We start from the raw sequence: 11,118 nt of genomic DNA on the forward strand, positions 1-11,118 counted from the left end.
GCAAAGTTACACGCTCTGCTAGAATTATAAATAATAATCCCGTTGTACTAACAAATTGCTTTCGGTAAATTGTCATTTCTTACAACGATTGAATACAGATTATTGAGCTAGAACCACGCTTTTAAATATCAGGTTTAAAAGATTAAAAACCGGGAATCAGGATGGTATTCAAACCAAATTCGATGTGTGGGTGGTTGCAAAAAATGAAACCATGCGTTACAAAAAACAGAAGCCCGAAATCACATACGTTTTTCAGGCTTCTATTGGGTGCATCGGTTTAGGGTTTCTCTATTTTTTTATTTACATTCTATGAAAGCGGTAGGTATATCCAAAGCTAATCGAGTAATCAGCAAAAGCAGCATCCCCGTGGGCCGCTTCAGCATCTGGTTTTAAGGTGCGCTGTGTATTGGTGATTGTAATATCATTGGCACTTTGAATTCTATTGCGGATGAAGTTTTTTTGGAACATACAGTGAGAAACTGTGATTTCCTAAACGATATGCCACACCCGGTTCAATTGAAACTACATATCCCGGACGGCGATATGCGTTTTGTCCACCGAAGGCATCGTAAGCAGGAATTCCTTCCCATCTTGCAGCCAATGAAACAGATAGGTTATTGTTCTTCAGGAATGAAGTCATCACACCGGCTCTGACAAAATACTGATCCGGACAAGCATAAATATTATAACCTAAAAAGGTGTCCATATTTACTTTAGTGTCTAATGGATTTTTTACATATAAATTGGGATCAGATTTATAAGTACCATTCGATTCTTTAGGATTAAAAAGGTAATAGCCATTAGCAAAACCATAAATATTTTTAAACAGTTGTCTGAAAGCTTGTAATTCAACAGAAATTCCCAAACCTCCATCTCCAGGTTGGATTGCCTGATCCATCACCACAAAATCTAAAGTAGTCCCATTGGTTTGAGGCACTTGGTTATCGGTATCATCGTAGCGACCTGTGGGCAATTTTACACCTAAACCCAGCATCAGATTGCCTTTGCTTGCTTTTTCAGGATTAAACACCCAATAATTTAAACCGATTCTAAAATCACCGATTCCAGAAGAAAATACACTGTAACGAAACGTATCTTTTACAGGAACTGTTTGGCGTAAAACCTGAGAGCGCTCGTTGTGAACGTAAGGAATTGTAGCGTTCAATTGAAGGCGATTGGTTAAACCAACTGAAAAATTAAAATCCAATGCATGAGAATAAATATTGACCGCATTGCCACGTTCATTTCCGTTTGCATCGTGACCACCACCAGTTGTTTGACGATGGGGTTGTTCCTCGGTACCTACAAAATGTCTCCACGAGTGGAAATACCGATAATTGATTCCAATTTGAAAATCACTTTTGTGAATATTGTAGGAACTGGAAGAGCACATATTCAGTCCGCCCATTTGGCGTACCGCAACACAACCCTGTGCAGAAGCAGATTGTTGTGCTAGGTAAAATCCAAGGATTAGAAAAAAGCATTTAAGTAATTGAGTTTCATAAGCAAAATAATATGAGTTAAAGAGCAGATTGATTTCGATGATAAAATAAGATGGTCATTGCGCTGGCTACCAACACGACATTTTTAATGATGTATTGTCCGGTAAGTGTCAATGCAAATCCATTTTGCCAGGTATCACCCGGTAAATAAAACAAGGGCAAAAACGTGGTACACATTTGTGCAGAAAACAAAAAGAATGCAAATTTTGTGAGTTTAGGAAATAACCAAAGAACTCCAATAGTACATTCAACAATTCCCAATATCAAACAGAAATTAGACGCTGACAGCAAGTTTCCAATGGTTTCATTGTGAAGATGCGTTACCAGTGCTTCAGCAGGAGACAAGCCAAGTACTTTCAGTAAGCCAAACCAAAAAAACACTACAAATAAACTCAGACGATTTACCAACAATACCAAATTTTGGATTTGGCGGTCATGTGTATAAAGATGTACGATAGTTTTGTCCATAATATTAATGATTTGCAATTTCTGATTCAAAAATAAAAGGACAGGCAAGGCAAAAGGTGCAAATTATCTTAAACCACAATCTGAAAGGATGAAATCCCTTATTTACCGTTTAAAAATCTTCACATTAAAACAAATTATAATATCTTTCACAGGTACCGGGAAGCGTTTAACTTTGCGGCATAAATTCAGCAATGAAAAAGCATAATTTTTACGCCGGACCGGCCATTTTACCAAAAGAAGTTATTGAAGAAGCTGCTGCATCCCTGAATGATTTTATGGGCATGGGACTGTCTTTATTGGAGATTTCTCATCGGACGAAACAGTTTGAAGGGGTGGTATCCGAAATCGAGCAATTGGTCAAAGAACTCATGGGTATTGGTGATGAATATGCTGTGTTACTCCTATCCGGAGGTGCCAGCAGCCAATTTTTTATGATTCCCATGAATCTTTTAAATGATAATGAAACTGCTTGTTATATAAATACCGGAGTTTGGGCAAGTGGCGCCATCAAAGAGGCTAAAAATTTTGGCAAGGTGAATGTAATTGCCAGTTCGGAGGAGGACAAATTCAGGCACATTCCAAAAACTATCAGATTCCGACGGATGCGGTCTATCTCCATATTACTTCTAACAACACCATTTACGGAACCCAATACCACAGCTGGCCCGAGTCACCAATCCCTTTAATTTGTGATATGTCCAGTGATATTTTCAGCCGTCAGCTGGATTTTTCTAAATTTTCATTGATTTATGCCGGAGCTCAAAAAAATATGGGTGCGGCGGGAGTTACTGCGGTGGTGATTAAAAAAGAGTTGCTCAACCGGGCCCAACGGAAATTTCCGACCATTTTAAACTATGCGGTTCAAATGGAAAAGGAAAGCATGTACAATACCCCACCGGTTTTTCCAATATATGTGACCCTGTTAACCCTGCGATGGATCAAAGCCCAAGGCTTAGCAAACATTGAAGCCCGCAATCGGAAGAAAGCTGAAACCCTGTATGCAGAAATAGATCGCAACACCTGTTTCATCTCTCCGGTCACTCCTGAAGACCGCAGTTGGATGAATGTGGTGTTTACAGCTAAAAAACCAGAACTCGAGACCACCTTTTTAGAAATGTGTAAGTCAGGCGGTTGTGTTGGATTGGCGGGTCATCGATCTGTAGGAGGATTCAGAGCCTCTTTGTACAATGCTTTAACCCAAGAAAGTGTTGATGCATTGGCAGAGATCATGAAAGCATTTGAATTAAAGCATGCCTAATCTTAAGATTGCATCTGAGTTTTCGATCATTCATTACAATGAGTTAAAGCTCCGGCTTGAAACCATATACGAACATCGGAAATCAGTCCGAATCAGCCTTGGAAAGCACCACGCCATATTAAGACAACCAATACTGCTAACCTCAGCCCAAAAAGAAAAAAAACCTGGAATGGGCCAGGAATTGGGTGATTAAAAAATTTGAGCAAGATCCTGTTTTACGTCAGCGATATACACCGAAAGACTATCAAACGGGTCAAAAAATTCAATTACGGGAGCGCGAATTTGTTTTAGAAATTAATGAAGCAGCAGATCGCAAATCTGCATTGGGAAAACTAGAAGGACCTGTAATTAAAATTGAATTACCCGCAGGTATCAATGCACGTCAAAGACAGCAAGTTTGCAGTACGATTATCAGTCGCATTTTATCGAATGTATTTTTACCGGAATTAACAAAGCGTGTACACGAAATCAACGATCGCTTTTTTAAAAAGAAGTTAAACAAGTCCGTTTAAAATTAAACCTCAGCAATTGGGGAAGTTGCAGCACAAAAAAACGATCAATCTCTCTTCCCGATTGCTATTGACACCCCAGTTTATTACCGACTACATCATCGTCCATGAATTAGCCCACTTGGTGCACATGAATCATTCTGCGGCTTATTGGAAAGTTGTAGAAAAAGTGATGCCGGAATACCAAAAAGCAGAAGCCTGGTTGAAGAAGTATGGGGAGCGATGTAATTTTTAAATAGTTGAAAGTTGTTAGGTGATAGCAGCGATCCGAAAATGCATTAGCACTGGTATTTATTTTTTAATTCCCTTAGAAATTGTTTGTATTTTTGAGGCTATGAAAAAATCTGCTGTTCTTACAACATTGAATGATTTTCCAAGAGAATTTGTATTGGAGGATTTTCTTGAAAAGTTAATTGTAATAGAAAAAATTGATGAGGGATTGAAGGATATCAAAGAAGGAAAAACCATTAGCCATGAATCATTAAAGAAAATGGTTAATCGATGGCAAAAATAAAATGGGGTAAAAAAGCCACAAAAGATCTCAAATCAATACATGAATACATTTCTTTGGATTCAAGATTCTATGCAAATCAATATATTAGTAAGATCGTTTTAAGAGTAGATCAATTACAAAATTTTCCTGAATCGGGTAGAATTGTTCCTGAGAAAGAAGACCCATCAATTCGCGAATTGATTGAAGGTAACTACAGAATATTTTATAAAACACAAAGAGGAAATGTGATTATACTCCGAATACATCATTCCTCCAGAAAAATAAAATAGCCAGCCACTAACTATTTTGCTTCCTTGCTTCCTTGCTTCTTTACTTCTTAGCTTTTCCACGTATCCGGGTCTTCGCGAGAAATCCAATTCGTTGAGAGTTGTTAGGTGATAGTTGATAGTTGATAGTTGATAGTTGTTAGTTGATAGTTGATAGCAGAAATTGTTGCATTTTTTGCTTCTTTGCTTCTTTGCTTCTTTGCTTCTCCACATCTTCGCGAGAAATCCAATTCGTTGATAGTTGTTAGGTGATAGTTGATAGCAGGAATTGTTGCATTTTTTTGCTTCTTTGCTTCCTTACTTCTTTGCTTCTTGTCTTCCTTTCTTCCTTACTTCCTTTCTCCAAAAGGCAAGCCAATAAGGTGCATTGGTAAATTTCCAGGTATTTATTAGTTTTACCTTGAAAAATAGCACCCGAAAACACACCGATATGCTCAATTCCGGATGGGAGTGGGTACGGCGAAGCCATATCAGACCGGAAAGCATAAAGGAATGAGAACTGAATGATGAACCCTAACAATTATGATAAACCTATTTTATTTTTCGTGGAACTATTTCCATGAACTAAATGCAGATCAAAAGAAACGCATAAAGCTCATTTTATTTGAACATCGGGAGATGGCCTGCATTGGAATTCAATTTGAACAGGATACCGGAATTAGAAATTTCGTACGAAGTTTAGAAGGTATTCTTTACAGCAAAACAAAATCATGTTATTATTTAAAGTTTGAAGAACAGCGTTTTAAAAGCTTAGTTAATGATATTAAAGAGCATAATTTCTATCCGGATTATTCAGGATTTACTCAACAATATACTGACTACTTAAAACAAAGCATGATAAAGGAAGCAGAAGCTGCCAGTGAAGTAAAGAATGAAGTTCGCAATGATAGTATTTACGACAAATTTATTGACTCGTTCAAAATCTATTTAGAACAAAGACGCTACTCAAGCAACACGATTAATACTTATTGCCAGATTATTCAAAATTTCTGACATGGTGTAGAAAGCCCATAGAAGAAATAAGTCAGGATGATTTGATTCGATTTAATCATAAAAAATTATAGGTGAAAAACTATCAGGATCCTATCAAAATCAGCTCATCAATGCTGTGAAACTATTTTTTGAGCGGATGGAACACCGTAGCATGGAAATTGAAAGCATTCAAAGGCCCTTCAGAGAGCGCAAATTACCGAATGTATTAAGCAAAGAAGAAGTAAAGCAGTTATTGAGTAGTTTACGAAATCAGAAACATCGCATGATGTTGGTTACGATTTACGCCTGTGGACTGCGATGCGGCGAATTACTAAATTTACGATTGATGGATGTAGATTCCAAAAGAAATTTCTTAATAATTCGACAAGCGAAAGGTAAAAAAGACCGGTATGTCCCGATCACAGTCAAATTAATTGAAGAACTGAGGGAATATTTCAAAATGTACAAACCAAAAACCTGGTTATTTGAAGGCCAGCGAATTGGTGAGCCTTACAGTGCAAGAAGTTTACAATTGGTATTAAAAGAAGCCTTGCTTCAAGCCCGAATTAAAAACCCGTTACCCTACATTGGTTAAGGCACAGTTTTGCCACCCATTTATTAGAAAGCGGAACCGATATCAGATACATCCAAAGCTTGTTAGGCCACAATTCTCCAAAAACCACGATGATCTACACCCATGTAAGTGAGCAAAGCCTATCAAAAATCAAGATGCCCTACGATGATTTATAGAAATGCCTATATTTGTATAAGTCGCAACAAAACATCGCATAGCCAACCACTTTTACTGGCTAAATGATATTTTGTAGCGTGTATATGACAGGGACAGACAATTATGCCTGGTTTCCAAAAGGAAAGAAACTTTAATGCTTGATATTGCTCTCTCAATTTAATTTTTACTACAAAACTCTTTTTTGTTAGTTGTTTCAAACGTGACAGTTTTTGCAGTTAGACAATTGCTGAGCAAGAACTACAAGACGACTGCTATTACAGCACTTTTTGCAATAGCATTTTACTTTTTAGTAGGACAAGTGGTTGACAAAAATGTGCTTTTTCATTATTCAGTTTTTCACAACCATTGTTTCAGAAGAGTATATCGACAACCAATACTGGAAGCAGGCAAACCAAATCGGACCAATTGTAACTGAAAATATTTGCTGACAAAGAAATGGAATATAGACGTTATGCTGTCGGTAGACTTGAAAAATAAAATATGCACCAGCGACCCCAACGCTTACCAAAATCCCCACTTGACAAAGTGAAATAGATGCCTTTGAGCAGACGCATTTAAAAGCATTAACTTCATTTGGCACAGACGAAACAAGGAAAATTATTTCTACTTTTAACGACAGCAAATGACACACTCGACAAAAAGTAGAATTGAATATGCAGACTACTGGATGAAAAAATAAATTGCGGACGACATAGAACGGCGGCAACAACAGCATATTTGCAATCGGCGGGTTTCGTGCTCCGCAGACAGCCTTAGTGGTAGCCGAAAGTTTTGTCGCTCCGCATAAAATTAGTGATAAAAAATCCCGCCCATCGCAAATCTGCAAACCGTTAGGTGCAACCCAAAGACACGATTCTAGCAATGCAAAATATCACAGCGACAGAATGCTTGAATAAGAAAAGGAACAGCGACAAAGAACTATGAACTAACAATTTTTCAGGTTTGCGGACAATTTGAATGAAAATGTTTGACAAATATTCGCTTGACTGGTTACTTATTGCCAACTCTATGAATGAGCTGAAAGCCGACTGCAAATTGACGCTTTGCTTGACACACCTAAGGCAGTTTGTCTTATTGACTTTAAAAACTTGGCGGTAAAATCACACTACCCGAAATGCTAAATCTGAATTTGACTTTGGTATTTGGACAAACGAAAAAGGAGAACCAATAAAAGGCGGAAGTTCTATAAATCGTTCATTCAACTGAAAACACAAAAAGAACGCTTTATCAAAGTAGTAGAAAAGCACACGTTGTTCCAGCGAAACTGCCGCCTGCGCAGCAGTTCGTTCATGCTTTCCACACTGTTAGAGCAGTTTGTTTTCAGAAACCTATAGAATTGGTTGGTAAAATTCCGACAAAAGAAGAATTGAACTTTTCATTTTGACCAAAGCAACTACCTTGAAACAATAAAAGATATCATTGACATTTCAGACAAAGATGTTACGCTAACAAAAGAATCATTTGACCTTTTCAAAGAAGTTTTCCGTGCAGACATTTTGACACTTCCGGAAAATACGACCAATGGTAAAGATTTTCTACTTATCACACGGAATTAGATATTTCCGAAAATATTTATCCCGACCAAAATCACCTAATGAAATTGATAACTTTATTAAATCAGAGGGAAGAAAGATTTCATTCTTAAGGAACTTCATTAAGCGGGAAAACACATTGAATTCCATTCATTCAAGACATTGCTTTTTACCAATCAAATAAAGGAAGTAAAACTTTTGCTTCCGTCAAGCAGAATTTCAAACAACCTTCTAAAAAGTTCAAACTTAGAATTTGAAAGTTATTTATTCCTACATCTATGGAAGCAATTCAACGATTATTAATGAGAAAGAAAATGATGATGAAGAAACCGAAAATTCTTTGAACTTTGAAATTGTTCCACTTCTTAAAATCTGATGACACAGAAGAAGCTATTTTTATTGTTGATGAATCACACTTTGATTTGCGGACAACTATCACCAATCATGTTGATCTAAGATTTGGTTCAGGTAAATTACTAAAAGATTTTTTGGAAACGGACTTAAAAAATAGTAAGCGATAAATAGTATTCATTGATGCGGTTTCCAACTTTCGTTAGGTAAAAAAGAAGAATCATCTTTAAATCCCAATGATTGAATAATGAATACGCGATTTAAAAACAAGGCATTCAGTTGATTGACAAAAATAAATCAACTGTAGAAGAAGAAGCACTCAAAGCAGTTAATTGTATTCGTCAGCAATCATTTAACAATCTTGCTTTCAAGCTTTTCTGAAAACATCAGAACATTACAAAGGAAAAATTGAAAGAAGAAATTGAGAAACTCAATAAATAGCAAAATTCAATTCTCATGACCTTTGCTACTAAAATTCTGATGCTCAAAAAGTTAATTATTGGATAAAAAAATTCCATACTCAAAAATAGCACGAATTAACGAAAGACGATTTTGTGATTTTGGTGCAATATTCTGGTAGAAGATGAAAATGACCCATTTGCAGAAACCAAAAAAAATTTAATGGACAAATCCGGACAGTTTTGAATGTCTCAGACTTAATCTAGAAAGACGAGAAACTTCTTACACTTTAGTTCTCGTAAAACTCAAATTCATTTGAAAAAGAAACCAAATCATTTCCTTTTTTAAGTTTTGAGAATTTTCGTTTAAGCGACAAAAGGAGAGCTTTCAAAAGGAAATAATTTCTTTCAACATCTTACTTAACCAAAACACCGAAAAGGAAATTCAAATTTCAAAAGCGGTAAAATACCAAACAGATGAAGAAATAAAAGTTTAAAGACAAAATATGAAACAACCAAAAGAAGGGCAAAAAAATGAGGTAGCAAGCAACGAAATTGACAAAAAAGCACTTCAAAAGCAATTTAGAAATATCCCATCTTCTGATTATTGTACAAAGCCAAATTCCGCACAACTTCGTTTCGGTTCGGGCTTTGACCGTTCATAAATCAATGTCTTACAAGTGGAATAAGAAATTGATTTTAATGTTGAAACAGGTGGCGGAAAAACAAACGAAAAACTATTTCCAAATGGATTTATGCAGGTTTAATAAGAGCAACTCAAAAGTTTCGTTGATAAACTTTGAGCCAATTAGTCCGTTTTTCAAATTGACAATAAATCAGCTGTTCCGAAAATGGAAAAAGGAAAAGAATTGTTTTACGTTGCAGACACAACAGCTGACCTTTTTAGCTTTAATAAAACAACATCTGAAAATTCAAATTTCCGAACATTGAAAATAAATCTTCCTTGTTGGAAGAGTTAGTTGTGGAAAATAAAATTGCTCAAACAATTTATCAATAAAAACATAACCAACCACCCGAATTACCAAGAACTCTGCGAAATCAAAGGTGGTTCGGAGAATTGGCAACCATTTTAATTATTACAACAATAAAGGGCAATTTAAAATGCCAACGTTGATGAAATCAACGCCAAAAAAGATTGGTGAAGAACTTCTAAATCTTTTGAAATCGGAAAATCAAATTTCAGACTTTGCGTTTATTCAAAGTAATTGGCGAAAAGACAATTTGCGAGAAGTAAACCCAACAACTAAAATCAAAGAAAATTGGATTTGCCAGATGCTTATGCCAAGTTCCTTCAAGACAATCTTAATTTAACACGGAACGGAAACTCTTGTTGCGGATTTGTATTATGATGGGGACGGATTTTTTACATCCCATTGCAACATCTCGCACTAACATTGATTTTTGGGCTGAATTCAAAGTTTATTAAATCAAAAAAAGAAAACTAATGCCTACTCTGTTTGAATTTAGTCAGCAAATTGCCACGTTTAAAAGGAAAAGAAATTTTCGAAGCACTCTCCTGTTTCAGAGAAAACAAGGCAGTTTTAACAAAGAACAAATCAGAAACAATGAATAATCCTTTCTGATATGATTTTCTTGTTTACGATATTCAAATCATTTAGACGCAGTTTTTCAATTCTTAAGCATTTATGGAATAGCAATAAACGAAGAACAAAAGAACGAATTTTAAGTGCTTATGGTTTAGTTACTTTGGGCAAAGTATAAAGCCGAGAATGAAAATAACGGACATTCAGCAACCGAAGACGATTATTTTGACAGTGAAGATGGAAGAAACCGTATTGAGAGTCTTGACTTTGATAAAAGCGAGTTACTTGAAAAGTTGAAACTTTAATTTCAATTTAAATTCACTCAATAGCGATTTTACAAAAACACTTTCTTCAAAATCCCTTTTTTGATTGTCTTAAAATCGGACAAGAAAAAACCTGCAATGAATTGAAATTGGTAAATGAATTTTGTAACAAAATTGATAGAGACAAACTCTCTAAAGAATGCTCCACAATCAAAGTTGAGCGAAAGGACAACTAAAGATATGGAATTGGCATCCTCACCCCCTTGAAAATTGGTATGCCTACAAAACAAAGCACTTACGAAATTAGGTGAATGGTGTAAGAATGTTTTGATTTATCAAAAGAAGCACTTGAAAAATTGAAACTTCCATTACTCTCAAATGATGTTTGGTTTTCAAGACGAGTTGCGTTATCAAAAAGAAATCTTGGCAACACGGAAGATAATCTTCAAGAACTTCAAACTATACTCTCAAAAGAACGTCAATGGTTTATTCAAAAAGAATTAGCCGAATTGTACTTTTGAAAAGGAACATTGAATCTGCATTAAACAAGGACTGATGCAATGAATAATTTTGGACCGTTAGAATTTAAAGTTGATTTTGTTAGACATTTTGCTTGGAAAAATTCTAAAACAGCAAGACAAATTGAACTATCGTTTCAGCATTTTCGCTATCAAAACCTATTTGATAAGCGGGAAGAATGGAAATTGCCACAAAAACTATTTGATGAATTAAGAACGTTTACATTTCAGAAATTCCACAAACCGACTTT

At 35.8% G+C, this 11,118-nt stretch carries 10 protein-coding genes and 2 pseudogenes; 9 read left to right on the forward strand and 3 right to left on the reverse strand.

Translation table 11 applies throughout. From position 1 onward, the window contains the following. Window positions 1-300: 300 nt before the first annotated feature. The 3 genes from IPJ80_03165 to IPJ80_03175 all read right to left on the reverse strand — a co-directional run bounded on the left by IPJ80_03165 (window position 301) and on the right by IPJ80_03175 (window position 1,970). Window positions 301-468, reverse strand: a complete 168-nt coding sequence (locus tag IPJ80_03165; GenBank protein ID MBK7912483.1) for a hypothetical protein — start codon at window positions 466-468, stop codon at window positions 301-303. Continuing rightward, entirely contained in the window at window positions 440-1,393 is a 954-nt protein-coding gene (locus IPJ80_03170; GenBank protein ID MBK7912484.1) for a hypothetical protein, read from the reverse strand. The genes IPJ80_03165 and IPJ80_03170 overlap by 29 nt, the downstream gene beginning before the upstream one ends. Window positions 1,394-1,520: 127 nt before the next feature. Continuing rightward, the gene (locus tag IPJ80_03175) at window positions 1,521-1,970 is read right to left on the reverse strand and encodes a hypothetical protein (protein ID MBK7912485.1); all 450 of its coding nucleotides are present in this window, start codon (window positions 1,968-1,970) and stop codon (window positions 1,521-1,523) included. A 191-nt stretch (window positions 1,971-2,161) separates the two neighbouring features. On the opposite strand from IPJ80_03175, the pseudogene serC reads away from it, so the two are divergent. From serC to IPJ80_03220, 9 genes and pseudogenes are all read left to right on the forward strand, one after another. Then, window positions 2,162-3,228: pseudogene (gene serC, locus IPJ80_03180) on the forward strand (3-phosphoserine/phosphohydroxythreonine transaminase). Beyond that, complete coding sequence (locus IPJ80_03185) at window positions 3,221-3,421, forward strand: hypothetical protein (protein ID MBK7912486.1); 201 nt, start codon at window positions 3,221-3,223, stop codon at window positions 3,419-3,421. Before serC ends, IPJ80_03185 begins: the two are co-directional and overlap by 8 nt. Next, a complete protein-coding gene (locus tag IPJ80_03190) occupies window positions 3,414-3,740 on the forward strand; it encodes a hypothetical protein (protein ID MBK7912487.1) in 327 nt (108 codons plus the stop codon). The genes IPJ80_03185 and IPJ80_03190 overlap by 8 nt, the downstream gene beginning before the upstream one ends. Window positions 3,741-3,765: 25 nt before the next feature. Beyond that, window positions 3,766-3,972 (forward strand): M48 family metallopeptidase, encoded by a 207-nt coding sequence (locus IPJ80_03195; protein ID MBK7912488.1) that lies wholly within the window; start codon window positions 3,766-3,768, stop codon window positions 3,970-3,972. Between the two features lie 99 nt (window positions 3,973-4,071). Continuing rightward, on the forward strand, window positions 4,072-4,251 hold the full coding sequence (locus IPJ80_03200) for a hypothetical protein (protein MBK7912489.1): 180 nt from the start codon (window positions 4,072-4,074) through the stop codon (window positions 4,249-4,251). Next, a complete protein-coding gene (locus tag IPJ80_03205) occupies window positions 4,239-4,520 on the forward strand; it encodes a type II toxin-antitoxin system RelE/ParE family toxin (GenBank protein ID MBK7912490.1) in 282 nt (93 codons plus the stop codon). The genes IPJ80_03200 and IPJ80_03205 overlap by 13 nt, the downstream gene beginning before the upstream one ends. Window positions 4,521-5,039: 519 nt before the next feature. Then, window positions 5,040-5,510, forward strand: a complete 471-nt coding sequence (locus tag IPJ80_03210) for a hypothetical protein (GenBank protein ID MBK7912491.1) — start codon at window positions 5,040-5,042, stop codon at window positions 5,508-5,510. Between the two features lie 136 nt (window positions 5,511-5,646). Beyond that, window positions 5,647-6,239: pseudogene (locus tag IPJ80_03215) on the forward strand (tyrosine-type recombinase/integrase). A gap of 2,788 nt (window positions 6,240-9,027) precedes the next feature. Then, window positions 9,028-9,186, forward strand: coding sequence for a hypothetical protein (locus IPJ80_03220; protein MBK7912492.1), 159 nt, complete (start codon window positions 9,028-9,030; stop codon window positions 9,184-9,186). Window positions 9,187-11,118 lie beyond the last annotated feature (1,932 nt).

The sequence above is a fragment of the Saprospiraceae bacterium genome, from assembly GCA_016714025.1.
Classification (GTDB): Bacteria; Bacteroidota; Bacteroidia; order Chitinophagales; family Saprospiraceae; genus Vicinibacter.

Excerpts from the sequence above, each read along its gene's own strand:
- IPJ80_03220 (MBK7912492.1), top strand. The coding sequence starts at position 9,028 with ATGAAACAACCAAAAGAAGGGCAAAAAAATGAGGTAGCAAGCAACGAA.
- IPJ80_03185 (MBK7912486.1), top strand. The coding sequence starts at position 3,221 with ATGCCTAATCTTAAGATTGCATCTGAGTTTTCGATCATTCATTACAAT.
- IPJ80_03170 (MBK7912484.1), bottom strand. The coding sequence starts at position 1,393 with ATGTGCTCTTCCAGTTCCTACAATATTCACAAAAGTGATTTTCAAATT.
- IPJ80_03175 (MBK7912485.1), bottom strand. The coding sequence starts at position 1,970 with ATGGACAAAACTATCGTACATCTTTATACACATGACCGCCAAATCCAA.
- IPJ80_03205 (MBK7912490.1), top strand. The coding sequence starts at position 4,239 with ATGGCAAAAATAAAATGGGGTAAAAAAGCCACAAAAGATCTCAAATCA.
- IPJ80_03200 (MBK7912489.1), top strand. The coding sequence starts at position 4,072 with ATGAAAAAATCTGCTGTTCTTACAACATTGAATGATTTTCCAAGAGAA.
- IPJ80_03165 (MBK7912483.1), bottom strand. The coding sequence starts at position 468 with ATGTTCCAAAAAAACTTCATCCGCAATAGAATTCAAAGTGCCAATGAT.
- IPJ80_03210 (MBK7912491.1), top strand. The coding sequence starts at position 5,040 with ATGATAAACCTATTTTATTTTTCGTGGAACTATTTCCATGAACTAAAT.